Source organism: Microbulbifer magnicolonia, assembly GCF_035117725.1.
GTDB classification, from domain to species: domain Bacteria; phylum Pseudomonadota; class Gammaproteobacteria; order Pseudomonadales; family Cellvibrionaceae; genus Microbulbifer; species Microbulbifer magnicolonia.
In genome coordinates, this window is sequence record NZ_JAYEFD010000001.1 from 162,235 (window position 1) to 176,798 (window position 14,564).

Genomic DNA, 14,564 nt, shown 5'->3' on the forward strand with positions numbered 1-14,564 from the left:
AGTGGGGTGCCCGCCGAACGCCCAGTTACCAGTCCCAGATAAAATGTTTCCGCACAGTGCATCCAAATAGCCGGGTGGGGCGGTCTACAAGAGCAGAACGGTAATTTAAGAATGAGGATACCCATGACCGTAAAGAACACCCTATTCGCCCCCCTGGCGGCACTGCTGCTGACTGCTGTCGGTTTCAGTGCGGCGATCCAGGCAGAAGAAATCACCAGCAAGCAGTTTAATGTGTCCGGATTTACCCGTATCGCGCTGAAGGGCAGCTCCCATGTGCAGGTGATCCAGGGCGACAGTTTCGAGGTGGTGGCGACCGGACCGGTGGAGGCCATGCCCTACGCCAAGGCCGAGTTACAGGGCGAAACCCTGGAACTGTCGGTGGAAGACGACAAGCGGAGCTGGTTTGGGGTGATTACGGTCAGTTCGGATCCCGAAGTCGAGTATCGTGTGACCCTGCCCAAGTTGGAGGCGATCAAGGTGACGGGCTCCGGCGAGGCGATGGCCGATACCCTGGAGAGTGAGAATCTGGAGCTTCGCGTTACCGGCTCAGGGACAATCCGCGTCGGCAAGGTGGCGGCGGAGTCGCTGGTTACCACGGTGACCGGTTCCGGTGACCTGGTAGTCGGCACCGCGCTAGCGGTCAAGGGGCAGGCGTCGATTACAGGTTCCGGTGACCTGCGCCTGGACAACTTTGCCGGCGAGAGCCTCGGTGCCGATATCAAGGGTTCCGGTGATATGGTGATCGGCGGCCGCGTTGCCGAAGTCAATATCCATGTGATGGGCTCTGGCGATTTTGTCGGCCGCAATCTGCGGGCGGACAGCGCCAGCGGCTCGGTAATGGGTTCCGGCGATATAGTGATTCGTCGCCCCGCCCGGGATTCCTTCTCGGTAATGGGTTCCGGGGATATAGCCCTGGTGGACTGACCCGGGTACAACCATTCGCAGAGCGCGCCGACCTGCGGGCCGGCGCGCTTTTTTGCTTCTGGCCATGCCTGGCCATCTCCCTGCGGGCGCATGCGCGCCCCAATAGATTCCCGGCGAGTTGGATCGTTTCGGTTTCCCGGCAAGTGAGCTGTTATCCTTGGGAACCGCTGAACAACTCCATGACCTCTCTGGCTTTCAGAGTGGTTCACAATCAAGGCGCGGCCTCGAAGGAATGTCTAGACCTTTCATAAAGCCGCAACGCGGAGTGCGAATCGCTCTGAAAGCCCTTCTGGACGGGGCCTGAAGCGCACATCTGCACACTTCAGGTCCCGCAGAGAGGCCATGGAGTTGTTCAGAGGTTCCCTTGCTCGACGCCAACGCTAAAACGGAATTGCCAATGAGTGACAGCGAGTCCAAGTCCGATTCGGGGCGCAGTCGGCGCGTGCGCGACAGGCTGCGCCAGTGGCGCCGGGAGGCGCGGGAAAAATCTCACTGGGCGGCCGAGCGATTGCTCGATCGCCGCGTCTGCATCGGCGTGACCGGCCTCAGCGGCGCAGGCAAGTCGACGCTCCTCACCAGCCTCATCTACCAGCTCAGCCATCCGCACAAGGCGCAATTGCCGGGCTTCGCGCCGGCCCTGAACGGCGACCTGCTGGGCGCCGAATTGAAACCGGCGCTGGACGCCGGACTCCCGCCCTTCGATTACGACCGCTGTCTCGAGGCCCTGATGGCGCAGCCGCCGCGCTGGCCCGAGAGCACCCGGGAAGTGTCGGCCATGGAGCTGCATATCCATCTGCGCCGGCGCCGGCGCCTGCGTGGATCCGACACCAAGACGCTGGTTCTGGAGCTGCGCGATTATCCCGGCGAGTGGCTGATGGATTTGCCGCTATTGCAGATGGACTACCGCGACTGGTGCCGCCATCAGGCACACATTATCGGCGCCGACGCCCGCGCCGGTCTGGCGCCGCAGCTGATGTCACGACTGGCGGCGCTGGAGCCTCAGGCTGAGGCCGACTCGGCGCATCTGGAGGCGCTCTGGGGCGAATACCGCCAGTTTCTGCTCGACTGCCGGGAGCGGCGCAAGCTCAGCTATCTGCAGCCGGGGCGTGCGCTGCTGGACGATGTAAATTACGGCCTGGTGCCGCTGCTGGACCTGCGCGGATACACCGCGGAGCAGTTGGCGGCTATGCCCGAGCACAGTAATTACCAATACCTGTCGGATCGTTACCGCGCGTATGTGCGCGAACAGGTGACCCCCTTCGTCGAGAGCCATTTCCGCCATCTCGACCGGCAGCTGGTGCTGGTCGATATGATCGGCACCCTGTTCGCCGGTGAGCAGGCCCTCGACGATATGCGCCTGGCATTTGGGCATATCGCCGATACTTTCCGCTACGGCCAATCGGGATTGCTGCGTAAGCTCTGGCGCCCGCGGGTGGATCGCCTGTTATTCGCCGCGACCAAGGTCGACCAGGTGCTCGCGGCCGACCACGATGCGCTGCGCCAACTGCTCGGGCAACAGTTGCAGCAGGCCTTCGCCGGCGCGCGCCATCGGGGTTTGCCATTATTCTGTGAGGCCATAGCGGCGGTGCGCTGCTCCAACGAGAGTCAGCGCAACGGCCGTCGCATGCTGATGGGGCACGATCTGGACGGTCGCTATCTGGGCTTCGAAAACGCGGAAATCTTTGCCCAGCTGCCGCGGGAGGGGGAGGGGTGGCGTCATTACGCGGGCGGCGCGCCGCCCCAGCTGCGCCCCCCGGCAGGTATGGCCGCCGGCCAGTGCATTCCGCATATCCGCGTCGACGCGCTGCTGAACCTGTTGTTGGGAGACAAAGTGTGATGGACGGCGAGAGCAAGCCAACGCGGCGACAGACGCGCATCGAGCCTCTCGATGAGCCGGAGGTGTCGCCGTCGCACCGGGATTCCACCCGTGTAGAGACGCTGCGCGAAGAAACCAGTGAGTTGCCGCGCTCAATCACGACAGGGGAGTCGCTGCCCGACAAGATTTCCTTCTCCGAACTGCGCTTGCCGCTGTTCCGCCTGCGACTGTGGAAGCCGGCACTGCTGGCGGCACTGGGGCTGGCTGGCGCAGCAGTGGCCTGGGAGCTGCGACAACTTTACACCTGGGCGGCGGACAAACACTGGAGCCTGGGCGCGCTCGCTGGCGTCGTAATCGTCGCCTTTTGTGTCACCATTGTCAGCGCCGTGTGGGAGTACTTCCGCGCGGGGCGCCCGCTGCGCAAACTGCAGAGGACACAGGAGCTGGCGCGAGAGTTGCGCGATTGCCGCAGCCACGAGGAAGCCCAGCCGTTTCGCCGGCAACTACAAGAGCACTTTGCCGGCAAACCCCAGGGGGTGCTGCTCAACCGGGTACTCGACGAGGCGCCGGATTACTATGACAGCAGCGAGCTGCTGCAACACCTGGAAGTCTCCTTTCTCGAGGCGCTGGATCAGGAGGCGATGCGGCGCATAGTTCGTCACGCCACGACCACCGGCGCCTTGGTTGGCGTGAGCCCATTTGCCACCATCGACATACTGGTGGCCCTGCGCCAGTCCCTGCGCATGATCGACGACGTGGCGCAGATCTACGGTGTGCGCCCATCGGTGGTGGTGCGCTGGCGGCTGTTCAAGAAGGTATTGGCGCTGGTCGCATACAGCGGTGCCAGCGAGTACGCAGTGAGCGAATTGTGGCCGGAACTGGTGGGAGACAGTATGCTCAGCACTCTTTCCGCGCGCTTGGGGCAGGGCATGGGGGCGAGCCTGTTTATGGCGCGCATCGGCCTGGCTTCGATGCAGAGCTGCAGACCTATACCTTTTGCGGAAAAGCGGCGCCCGCGCCTGGGTGCGCTGACGCGGCGAATCGCCGTCAGTCTGAAAGAGCGCATGCTGGGCGGTGATCTCAGTGCAAGAATCGATGGCGCGGAAAGCGCCAGCCGCCAGGGCCGGGGATCAGGGGCTCGGCAGAACAGAGAATAGCGATCGACGCAGGATGGAAATGATGCGCAAAAGATATACCGCTGCAGTTGCGGTAATGCTTGGTGTCACCTGGGCCAGCACCGGCTCTGCAGAAGTGATGAGTAAGTCTCCGAGTGAGTTCTCCATCAGGCTGGAGCAGGAGCTGGCCCGGGATGGAGCGAGTATCTACCGCGGTCTCGCCGACCTGCCCCAGTGGTGGAACCCGGCGCACAGCTATTCCGGTGCGGCGGAAAATCTGTCCATGGAGTTGCGCGCCGGGGGTTGTTTCTGCGAGCAGTGGAAAGAGGCTTCCGTGGAGCATCTGCGAGTCATCTACGCATTACCCGGCCGGGAAGTGCGCCTCTCGGGCGGCCTCGGACCACTGCAGAGTATGCCCGTCAGCGGGCTGATGCGGTGGCGAATTGTGCCACAGGGCGATAAATCACTGTTGACGTGGGAGTATCGGGTGTGGGGTTCCAGCGCGAATAATCTGGATAAGATTGCCGAACCGGTTAACACGGTGCTTGCAGAACAGTTTAAGGCGCTGAAAGACTATTTGGAGAAATAAGCACAGCTGCTGCGAACTGGTGGCGGTCAGAGGGCGGGGCCGGCAGCGGGGCCGGGCCCCGCTGCACTAGCTGCACTAAGTGGTTAGTGAAAAGGGTTACTGAAACTGCTTTTTCATCAGCATGCGTGTGTGATGCTGATCTACCAGTTGCGCCAGTGTCTCATAGCGGCGTTTGATAAAGGGAGCCGGATTGTTGTTGCCGGCATCATCCGGGTATTCAACACCCTCGCGGACGTGTTGCAGTTCCCTGGCCAGCGCGTCGATGGCCGCAAAGATTTCCCGGGTATCCTTGTCGCTGTAGAAGATATGACTGTGCCCGGTATCGAGCAGGTATTCGTTACATTCGTTGAGCCAGGTGGAGCGCTGTTCGAGAAAATTGATGGTATTGCGAATGCCACCTTTGTACTCGGGATTAAAGTGCTCATTGATGTATTTGCCCAGGCTGCGCATACCTGAGTCGACAAACTGCTCCACCACGCTATCGCAGTATTCCTGGGTCAAATACGATGGGTGGGTCTTGGCATTGCTCATGCTACTGGCAAGCAGCAGGCAAGCTAGCCATAGCGCTCGCCGAATAGTAGAGGGAAGGGAGTCCATTTTTCTTGCCTATAATTTGTTGTTTTTGCTCAAGGCTATTTTATTCGCCTGGAGCTTCTTGTTGTTTTGTTGATTTCGACAACAGGCTGATTTTTGTGACAACCATCACATGAATATCGAAAGCGCAGGTCAATGTCAACGGATATTAAGTAAAATTTGTCAGCTTTGTACCAATTGCATTTTTGTACATGGCCGGCCCCCTCGAGGTGATCGAAAGGTCGGCAATTTGATTGAAATTTGATAGCCGTAGTCGGAGTTCGACGGCGGTGGTTAGAGATCAGCAGGAGTTTGTTTTGTCCGAATTTGAATTTGATCTGTTCGTTATCGGCGCCGGCTCGGGCGGTGTTCGTGCAGCGCGCATGGCGGCGGCGGCGGGAATGCGCGTGGCGGTGGCGGAAGATCGATATATGGGCGGTACCTGCGTCAACGTTGGTTGCGTACCGAAAAAGCTGTTTGTCTATGCCAGCGGGTACAGTGAGGCATTTGAGGACGCTGTCGCCTACGGTTGGCAAAACCGCGGAGCGGAATTTCACTGGCAGACATTGCGCGAGAATAATGCCAGTGAAGTCGCGCGGCTGAATGGTATTTATCGCAACCTGCTGGCGAATGCCGGTGTCACAGTGATCGATGGTCGGGCGAGTGTCGAAGATCCGCACTGTGTAGCCATCGGTGGGCAGAAATACAGCACTGCGCGAATTTTGGTGGCGACGGGCAGCTGGCCCCGCGTGCCGGAAATTCCCGGCCGCGAACATGTTGTTACTTCGAACGAAGTGTTTTCCATGGAGGAGTTTCCGCGGCGGATTCTGGTCGTCGGTGGTGGCTATATTGCGGTAGAGTTTGCCGGAATTTTTGCCGGCCTCGGGGCCGAGACCCACCTTTCCTATCGGCGCGACTTGTTCCTGCGCGGCTTCGATCGGGATATTCGCACCTTCGTGCGCGATGAAATGGGCAAGAAGGGTGTACAGCTGCACTTTAATCACCGAGTTGCCGCCATAGAAAAACAGATTGACGGCAGTCTGCTGGTGCGTGCGGAAGACGGTGCAACCCTGGTGGTTGATACGGTGTTATATGCCACCGGGCGCGTTGCCAACATCGAGGGATTGGGTCTGGAGAGACTTGGCGTAGTACTGCACAGGGACGGCACGGTTTCTGTGGATGACAACTTCCGTACGAATGTGCACTCGATTTATGCGCTCGGCGATGTCACCGGCGAGCCCCAATTGACACCGGTGGCGCTGGCGGAAGCCATGGCCCTGGTAAAACACCTGCAAACCGGCCAGCTGACCGAGATCGACTACAACAATATTCCCACTGCGGTTTTCTGCCAGCCGAATATCGGCACTGTCGGCCTGTCAGAAGAGGAGGCGCGGGACTCCGGCATTCCGGTGGTGATCTATAAGTCGGAATTTCGCCCGATGCGGCACACAGTCAGCGGCCGCGACGAGCGCACGCTGATGAAGCTGGTCGTGGATTCCCGCAACGACAAGGTAGTTGGTGTGCATATGGTGGGGGCTGATGCGGGTGAGATCATTCAGGGGATGGCAGTGGCACTGAAGGCTGGCGCTACCAAGAAGACCTTTGACCAGACTATCGGCATTCATCCGACTGCGGCCGAGGAGTTTGTGACGATGCGCACACCGGTCGCCTGAGTTCCGCGCCTATAAAAAAGGCGGTGCGCCTGCACCGCCTTATCCGGTTATTTCCGCTTATTCTTCCATGCAGACTGCCTGGTGGCGGCGCGCCTTACGGCGTTCGCCGCGCTCTTTGAGGCAGCGTTCGGCGGACGCGAAGGCATCGCTGACTGCTCGATGAATCGATTCATTTTCACTACTGATGGTCACGGGATTACCGCTGATCGCGAGTTCCACAGAAGCTTTGAATTGTTTGCCTTTGGATTTGTGCTGATGGGGTGCTTCGAGGACGACGCGACTTCGTATGATGTCGCCACAATAACGTTCCAGTTTATGTAACTTCTTCGATACCGTGGTAGCCAGGGCGGCTGATTTATCGATATCGCGGAACACGATGTTATCGTTAGGCGCAGATTTCATGGGCACATACCTCCGGTTAAAAGAAACCATGCAGGCCGCGTTTGCGGTTTGCTGAAAGAAGGTAGGGCGCCCTAGGGGGAGTATCGTGGCTGCAAGTGGGCAATCTGAGCGCCGGGAACGCAACTAATGTTTGCTGATTGAACAGCTAAAGGTGTTTTACGTCCGGGTCGGATTTCCGCTGAGTCCAGCGATCTTCTCCCTACTACCCATAATGCTTGCGCGCCAAAAAAAATCAAGCGCTGTGAAGGTAAAAATGTCACAAAAAATTAGCGACACTTTATAGGGGTGAAATCAGGCGAACGATTTGTGACTGGTTGCCGACTGTGAACGGACGCCTTTTGCGGGAACATTGCCCGACGGCGGGGGGGTGCGTAGAATTGTCGTTTCGCGCGGTGGTTTCCCAAGGGGCTGTTTAAAAAACGACCTTTTGCGCGATTTTTCTATGGATGTCAAAAAACCGAGAAATGGGTTCTTTACTATGGCGGTAGCGCGGTACTGCTCGCTCTTGATGGCGGGCCTGGTAGTTTTGGGGGGGGCAGGGGCTAAGGCGCAGACGCAGGCGTCTCTGACCGCGGAGAAAAACCGACTGGCTCGAATGGAGCAGTCCCTCGAGAACAGAATGGTAGAGGTCGAGGATATCGAGAACGAACTGGTATCCTACGAGTACAAGCTTGAGCGTGCGAAGGAGTCCCTCGACAAGGCGCGCATGCACTATGAAGAGAGCCGGCGCGAGCTGCAGCAGGCGGAGCGCGACCACCAGCTGAATGGGGGCTCGGATACCGAGCGCCAGCTCAACAAAGCGAAGCACGGCTTCGCCATGGCCGAGCGTGGCGTCGATAGCCGCAATCGTCGGGTTGAGTTCATCCAGACCAATTACGATGAGCTGAAAACACAGCTCGAAACTGAGCAAAAAGCGGTCGCGCAGACCAAGGGGCGTATCTCCGCTCAGCAGGGGAAGGTAGAGCAGATGGTCAGTGCCATGCTGGCCAAGGCGGAGGCCGCACAGCGCTCTGCAGCCGTCGAAAAGAACGCCGCCCCGGCCAGCAAGCCGCAACTGCAGGCGCCGACGGTTGCCGCTGTAGCGGTAGTGCCTGAAGTGCCTGCCCCTGAGGTTGCGGCGGAAGTCACCCAGGAGGTGGATCCGGAACTGCTCGACTATGTGCGGCGTGAGCGCGCTCGTATGGACAAGCTGTTGGCGGATAAGAATGACGAGGGCAAGCACACCTTCCGCAACCTGGAAATGAGGGCATCTGGTGGTGAGCCGCTGTCGTTCGAGTTTTTGGGCCACAACCAGTACCGCCTGGTGGCGCCGGTTGAGGCGGGCCGCCAGACCTACAAGATCAACACCTGGAAGTTTCGCCGCACCATCCCGGCCGATGACGACGGCGTGCGCTATGTGTTTATCTTCGATGCGCGACGGCTGTCTCGACCCCGCCTGGTGATGTACCCGGAATATGTACTGTCACAGCTCGACTGAGATTAACAACCCGAACGAAGGCCCGCTTACAGCGGGCCTTTTCATTAGTGCTCAGCCTCCATCTGGGCTTCGAACAGGGGCAGATACTGGCTGCCACCGGGGGCCACATGGCTCTGATACAGGATGATGTTGTCCAGCAGCAGGGTGTGGTCCAGCATCAGCGGCTCGAGGCGCGCGAAACCGCGCCGGTTGCGGGCCAGTGTGATGTGGGGGCGATAATTCGCCCGCTCCGGCTTCATTCCCAGATCCATCATCAATTGCCGGCACTGCTGGTGCAGCTTGTCCAGCACCGGATTGGTCAATAGTTCCGCGGCAAGGAGCGACGAGCGCCGCTGGGGAAACGGATTCAACGAGACTATGCGCCCGCTACAGGGAGGCACTGCGCCTGCAACCTGCGCCAGTCTTTCCTCGATGACTGGAATTAGTTTGTCGGCCGTTTCACCGAGGAAGGCGAGGGTCAGGTGCCGGTTTGCGTGGCTGGTCCAGCGCGTCCGGTCGCGCTTATCCGCTCCCAGCTGCCTCTTGCAGTGACTAACCAGTCCGTCGAGGAACTGCTGGGTGCGCGTATCGGGGCGGATACCGATAAACAGTCGTGACACATCTTGCTGAATTTCCTGCTTTCTAGTCTGCATAAAGATTTTTACTCGCCCCCTTGATTTCCCCTCGTCGGCCCCTATTTCTACTTTGCGGGCGGCAGGTTCCTGAAGGAGGTGCCCCCGCGCAAGAGCTCGGTCTACGGACGAGCCCTTTGGAAATCTAAACAGTTAAATATTGCTCTGAATTGAGGATATGACAATGCGCAATCTAGACTTTACCCCCCTGTATCGCTCTGCCATCGGCTTCGATCGCATGGCCAGCCTTTTGGACGCCATGACCACCAGCGAGCAGAAGCAGCCCGCCTATCCGCCCTACGATATCGAACTGACCGGTGAGGACAGTTATCGCATCACCATGGCCGTGGCCGGATTTGAACAGTCAGAACTGGATATTCAGGTAGAGCAAAATCGCCTGACGGTGAGCGGTACCAAGCCGGAAGAGCAAGGGCAGCGCAATTTCCTGCACCGCGGTATTGCCGCGCGCAATTTCGAACGGCGCTTCCAGCTGGCCGACCATGTGAAGGTGACCGATGCGAAACTCGTCAATGGGCTGCTGCACATCGAGTTGGTGCGCGAAATTCCAGAGGCGATGAAACCGCGCAAAATAGAAATTTCCCAGGGCAATCTGTTGCAACATGCGGATGAAGACAAAAAATCTGATTTCGTAGCCGCCTGATTTGTCCAGCCACTGCCCACTGTGCCGCCAGCCGGCGGCACAGCCATATCACCGCGATAAATCTCGCCAATATTACCGGTGTGGAGAATGTGCACTGGTATTCGTGCCGTCTGAATTTCACCTGACGCAAGCCGAGGAGCGCGCCTATTACGATCTGCACGAAAACTCGCTGCAGGATTTGGGTTATCGCCGTTTCCTGAGCCGCTGCGCGATACCGTTGCTGGCTGAATTGCCGCCGGCCAGTGAGGGGCTGGACTTCGGCTGTGGTCCGGCGCCGCTGCTGGCCCAGATGCTGGCCGAAGGCGGACACCGGGTGGAGCTGTACGACAGTTACTATGTGCCCAATAAGGGTGCCATGAAGCGGGACTACGATTTTGTCGTGGCTACCGAAGTGATCGAGCATCTATCCGCTCCCGGCGATGAACTGACGCGCCTGTGGCAGCGGCTGCGCCCGGGTGGACTACTGGCGTTGATGACCAAGCCGGTCATTTCTCGGGAGCGCTTCGCGAACTGGCACTATATTCGAGATCCCACCCACATCTGTTTTTTCAGTGTGCAGACTTTCCGCTGGCTGGCCGACCATCTGCACGCCGAGCTGCAGTTTGCCGAGAGCGACGTGATATTCCTGCGCAAATCAGGTGTTCACGCGGAATAGCTTTGCCCGCACCGTGGTGCGGTACTCACTCGGCGTCGTCGACAGGAATTTCTTAAACAGAGCAGTAAAATGGCCCATGTCCTGGTAGCCGACTTTCTCTGCAATTTCATTGACGGAAAGATTGCTCGACTGCAGCAGTTCGCGGGCCATATCCACACGCACATTCTGTAAATATTGCAGTGGTGTCTGACCGGTGGCGAGTTTGAAGCGGCGGTTAAAGGAGCGAACACTCATGTCGAAGAGGCTGGCCACGTCGCTCAAGCGAACCTCCTCGCTGCAGTGCTCCTTCAGCCAGGTTTGCGCCTGGACTATCTCTTCGTCCGGATGCAGGTGCACCGCGCCCTCCGAGTAGGCAATTTCCTCAAATGGCCGCCGTATTTCGTGGGAGAAGTTGCGCTCCACATGACTGGCCACGGCGGGGCCGTACAGCTGGCGGATCAGATAAACCGTGACGTCCGCCAGCGCATTGACGCTGGCGGCACAAAACAACTTGTCGGCCTGGGTAATAAAATACTGGCGCTTGAGCTTGACGGCCGGATAGTCGGTCGCAAATCGCTCGAAGTAGTGCCAGTGGGTGGTGGCGGGCTTGCCGTCCAGCAGCCCGGCCTCGGCGAGAAAGCAGACTCCGGTGCCTACTGCACTGATGGCTGCGCCCGCCTCGGCCTGTCGGCGCAGCCATTGCAGTAACTGGCCGCTGCGCTTGAGCGCCGGTCGCGGATTGCGCCAAAGTGCCGGAATGTAAATGAGATCGCTATCCGGCGCGTCCGCCAGCGCCACATCGGGCGTAAACGAAAAGCCGGAGCGGGTGCTGACGGCGCGTCCGTCCAGGCTGGCGGTGATCAGGCGCAGGGGCGAGGCGTCGCCCTCGACACGGGCGCGGCTTTCGGCGCCGCGCAGCATTTCGAGCGGCAGCACGGTACCGGTCGCCAGCATCTGGTCTATCAATAAGAAGGTGACTGTTCGCATTAGATTTCAGTGCGCACTGGCGCCTTTGGCCAAAAACTCAATTTTGCTGGCCAGTATGCCCATAACCCGGCCGAATCGCCACCCCCTACACTGACCGTAACTTGGATTTAGCAATTTCTCAGCGTTTTGCTGGAGGTCAGGATGCAGCGCCTTCCCGTAATCACCGCATTCGGCGGCTTCAATCCCGCCGGCCGCAGTTCCTTTCACCGCGGCTACCGCCGTCTGGTATTGGACAATCTCAGCCGGGCCGAGCGCACCGATACACTCTCTGACCTCGCGGCGCTGATGGGGTTGCGCACCGGTGCGGACGCGGCGGGAGTCCTGGATGCGGCGCTGGAGCAGCAGGTGCTTAACGGGACTCTGGTGCGGGAGTTGGAGCAGCGCTTCTACGATTACCGCAAATGCCATTTCCACCAGCCGGCTGAATTAAGCAGCCCCGATGGTTTGACCTTCGAGATGTCCGTGCGGCAGCTGCCGGAACCGCTGCCGGCGGACTGGCAGGTCGAGTCACTGGGTGACGGTCGTGTGCGTGTGCGCGCCAGCGGCTTGTCGGTGATGCTGGACAGTTACCGCGAGATCCCGGTCGCCTCCGCCGGCCAGCTGCCGACGGGATTTGAACCGGGCGAGCTGTACAATTCGCGCTTTCATCCGCGCGGCCTGCAGCTGGCGATTCTGGGCGCGTCCGACGCAGTGCAGTCCCTGGGCATCGACTGGGGCGCGATCGTCGCCGCTGCAGGTCCGGACAACATCTCGGTGTACGCCAGCTCGGCGATGAGCCAGCTGGACCCCTACGGCAACGGCGGTCTGCTGCAGTCGCGCCTGCGCGGCAACCGGGTCAGTTCCAAGCAGCTGGCGCTGGGTCTGACCAGCATGCCGGCGGACTTCGTCAACGCCTATGTACTCGGCAGCGTCGGCACCACCGGCGCTGTGGCCGGGGCCTGCGCCACTTACCTGTACAACCTGCGCGCGGCGGTCGAGGATATCCGTTCCGGCCGCGCCCGCGTCGCGGTGGTTGGCGCCGCTGAGGCGCCGCTGGTGCCCGAGGTGGTTGACGGTTATACGACCATGGGGGCCCTGGCGAACGTCGACGGTCTGCGCAAAATCTTCCCCGGCGAGATCGACTACCGCCGGGCCAGCCGGCCATTCGGTGAAAACTGCGGATTTACCCTCGGAGAGGGCAGCCAGTGGGCGGTCCTGATGGACGACGCCCTGGCGCTGGAGTTGGGGGCGACAATCCACGGTGCGGTGGCCAATGTGTTCGTCAACGCAGATGGCACCAAGAAGTCCATCTCGGCGCCGGGGCCGGGCAACTATCTGACTGTGGCCCGCGCCATGGCAGAGGCGCGCGCCATCGTTGGTGACGAGAGTCTGCGACAGCGCAGCTTCGTGCAGGCGCACGGATCCAGTACGCCGCAGAATCGCGTGACCGAGTCGGCGATTTTCGACCGCCTCGCCGGAGCTTTCGGTATCGAGAAGTGGCCGGTGTGCGCGGTGAAGGCATATCTCGGCCACACAGTGGCGGCAGCCAGTGGCGATCAGCTGATCACCAGCCTGGGTATATTTGAGCGGGGTATCCTGCCGGGTATCACCACCATCGATCGGGTGGCCGAAGACGTCCACCACCAGAACCTGGACATCTCGCTGCAGCACACCGAGCGGGATGCGAAATCTCTCGATGTGGCCTTCCTGAACTCCAAGGGTTTTGGCGGCAACAATGCCACTGCCACCGTTCTGGCGCCACACCTGGTGCAGCGCATGCTGGCGAAGCGTCACGGCGAGAAGGTTGTGGCGAACTATCGCAAGCGCAATGAGCCGGTCAGCGAGCAGGCCCTGGCTTACGATGCCCGCGCCAGCCGCGGCGATCTGAATGCGATCTACCGCTTCGGCGAGGGCCTGGTGGAGGAGAACGAGATCGAGATGTCCATGGAGCGAGTGACCTTGCCGGGTCTGCCATCTGTCGAATTGCCCGCCAGCAACCCGTTCGAAGATATGGTGTGAAACCAGCCCTCTTGGGCTCAATGTCAGCCTGCCGGTCACATGGCCCGGCAGGCGCCGACGACGCCTTCGACTTCTTTTCCGGGCAAGCGGCAGAAATGCAGCAACAAGGACAGTCGCCATATCGCAAATGGCCGCCTGTCTCCCTGCTTTTGCCATTGGCCCGGGCTTCCGACGCCCCACCGGCCCGCGCGGCACTTTTTTCGCTGTCCCTGTTGGCGCTAAACTGAAGCCCCGCAAACAACAGGCGGCACTATGACAAACACGGAATCGGTTGATTCGCCACAGGATGGCACGAGCAGTGACGATGTCGGCGCGCGGCTGAAGGCGCTGCGCAAGATGTACGGCCTGTCCCAGCGCCAGCTCGCCAAGCGTGCCGGGGTCACCAACGCCACCATATCCCTGATCGAACAGGGGCGTGTAAGCCCGTCAATCGGGTCCCTGCAAAAGGTGCTGGGCGGGATTCCGATGCCGCTGGCCGAGTTTTTCTCCCTGCAGTTTGCCGGTGATTCGCAGATATTCTTTCGCGCGGGTGAGATGCCCAACGTCGGCGCTGGAGCGATTGAGGTTCGGCTGTTGGGGGGTGTCAATGGCGAGCGCGACATGGCTCTTTGCTACACGGTTTACCCGGCCGGCCAGGGTACCGGGCCCGAGCTTATTAGCGGTGTGGGCGAGGAGGGCGGCATTGTCGTGGCGGGGCGGCTGGAGGTGACCGTAGGTTCCGAAGTGGCGGTGCTGGGACCTGGGGATGGATATTATTTCAGCAGTCGCCGGCCGCATCGTTTTCGCAATCCCGATGACGCTGATTGCATCGTGGTCAGCGCCATTACGCCACCCCCTGCGCCATTTCCCCAGATGTAACGCAACTGGCGCCATTCGGCTGAACTGCCGCCCCGGTTACATATAGAATTCCCCCGTCTCATCTGCCGGTCAGTCATCGGCTGGTGAAATTCTGAGCTTTGGCACCTTTGGTGCCATTCCGTTTGTAAGAAAATAGTATTCAAACAATCGTTTGAATCTGGCTATACTAGGCTTGGCTGACTGAAATGGGCCTTTGTGTCACCCTTTCTTGCGGGCGCACTGAGCTCACGGTCGCAAAATTTTCCC

Annotated in this window: 14 protein-coding genes; 10 read left to right on the forward strand and 4 right to left on the reverse strand. The window is 60.0% G+C overall.

Annotated elements, in window-relative coordinates; translation table 11 throughout:
• Nucleotides 1-123 precede the first annotated feature (123 nt).
• The 4 genes from RRF64_RS00755 to RRF64_RS00770 all read left to right on the forward strand — a co-directional run bounded on the left by RRF64_RS00755 (nt 124) and on the right by RRF64_RS00770 (nt 4,444).
• Nucleotides 124-924 carry a GIN domain-containing protein gene (locus tag RRF64_RS00755; protein WP_323843920.1) on the forward strand — a complete coding sequence of 267 codons (801 nt, stop codon included), beginning with the start codon at nt 124-126 and terminating at the stop codon, nt 922-924.
• A gap of 397 nt (nt 925-1,321) precedes the next feature.
• A complete protein-coding gene (locus RRF64_RS00760; protein ID WP_323843921.1) occupies nt 1,322-2,761 on the forward strand; it encodes a YcjX family protein in 1,440 nt (479 codons plus the stop codon).
• Nucleotides 2,761-3,897, forward strand: coding sequence for a TIGR01620 family protein (locus tag RRF64_RS00765; protein WP_323845571.1), 1,137 nt, complete (start codon nt 2,761-2,763; stop codon nt 3,895-3,897). Before RRF64_RS00760 ends, RRF64_RS00765 begins: the two co-directional genes overlap by 1 nt.
• Before the next feature lie 97 nt (nt 3,898-3,994).
• A complete protein-coding gene (locus RRF64_RS00770; protein WP_323843922.1) occupies nt 3,995-4,444 on the forward strand; it encodes a hypothetical protein in 450 nt (149 codons plus the stop codon).
• Nucleotides 4,445-4,540: 96 nt separating this feature from the next.
• Here the strand turns inward: RRF64_RS00770 and RRF64_RS00775 are convergent, their stop codons facing one another.
• On the reverse strand, nt 4,541-4,975 hold the full coding sequence (locus tag RRF64_RS00775) for a hypothetical protein (protein WP_323843923.1): 435 nt from the start codon (nt 4,973-4,975) through the stop codon (nt 4,541-4,543).
• A gap of 359 nt (nt 4,976-5,334) precedes the next feature.
• Between RRF64_RS00775 and gorA the strand changes: the two genes are divergently transcribed.
• Complete coding sequence (gene gorA / locus RRF64_RS00780) at nt 5,335-6,690, forward strand: glutathione-disulfide reductase (RefSeq protein WP_323843924.1); 1,356 nt, start codon at nt 5,335-5,337, stop codon at nt 6,688-6,690.
• Between the two features lie 57 nt (nt 6,691-6,747).
• On the opposite strand, the gene RRF64_RS00785 is transcribed toward gorA, so the two are convergent.
• Nucleotides 6,748-7,092, reverse strand: a complete 345-nt coding sequence (locus tag RRF64_RS00785; RefSeq protein ID WP_323843925.1) for an HPF/RaiA family ribosome-associated protein — start codon at nt 7,090-7,092, stop codon at nt 6,748-6,750.
• Between the two features lie 619 nt (nt 7,093-7,711).
• On the opposite strand from RRF64_RS00785, the gene RRF64_RS00790 reads away from it, so the two are divergent.
• Nucleotides 7,712-8,569, forward strand: a complete 858-nt coding sequence (locus tag RRF64_RS00790) for a hypothetical protein (protein ID WP_323843926.1) — start codon at nt 7,712-7,714, stop codon at nt 8,567-8,569.
• A gap of 44 nt (nt 8,570-8,613) precedes the next feature.
• On the opposite strand, the gene thpR is transcribed toward RRF64_RS00790, so the two are convergent.
• On the reverse strand, nt 8,614-9,201 hold the full coding sequence (thpR, locus tag RRF64_RS00795) for an RNA 2',3'-cyclic phosphodiesterase (RefSeq protein WP_323843927.1): 588 nt from the start codon (nt 9,199-9,201) through the stop codon (nt 8,614-8,616).
• Between the two features lie 163 nt (nt 9,202-9,364).
• On the opposite strand from thpR, the gene RRF64_RS00800 reads away from it, so the two are divergent.
• Both RRF64_RS00800 and RRF64_RS00805 read left to right on the forward strand, forming a co-directional pair.
• A complete protein-coding gene (locus tag RRF64_RS00800; RefSeq protein WP_323843928.1) occupies nt 9,365-9,841 on the forward strand; it encodes an Hsp20 family protein in 477 nt (158 codons plus the stop codon).
• Nucleotides 9,842-9,944: 103 nt separating this feature from the next.
• Nucleotides 9,945-10,496: a class I SAM-dependent methyltransferase gene (locus RRF64_RS00805; RefSeq protein WP_323843929.1), complete on the forward strand. Its 552-nt coding sequence runs from the start codon at nt 9,945-9,947 to the stop codon at nt 10,494-10,496.
• On the opposite strand, the gene RRF64_RS00810 is transcribed toward RRF64_RS00805, so the two are convergent.
• A complete protein-coding gene (locus tag RRF64_RS00810) occupies nt 10,476-11,462 on the reverse strand; it encodes a GlxA family transcriptional regulator (protein WP_323843930.1) in 987 nt (328 codons plus the stop codon). The genes RRF64_RS00805 and RRF64_RS00810 overlap by 21 nt on opposite strands.
• Before the next feature lie 141 nt (nt 11,463-11,603).
• On the opposite strand from RRF64_RS00810, the gene RRF64_RS00815 reads away from it, so the two are divergent.
• Both RRF64_RS00815 and RRF64_RS00820 read left to right on the forward strand, forming a co-directional pair.
• On the forward strand, nt 11,604-13,460 hold the full coding sequence (locus RRF64_RS00815; protein ID WP_323843931.1) for a beta-ketoacyl synthase: 1,857 nt from the start codon (nt 11,604-11,606) through the stop codon (nt 13,458-13,460).
• A gap of 252 nt (nt 13,461-13,712) precedes the next feature.
• Complete coding sequence (locus RRF64_RS00820) at nt 13,713-14,318, forward strand: cupin domain-containing protein (RefSeq protein ID WP_323843932.1); 606 nt, start codon at nt 13,713-13,715, stop codon at nt 14,316-14,318.
• Nucleotides 14,319-14,564 lie beyond the last annotated feature (246 nt).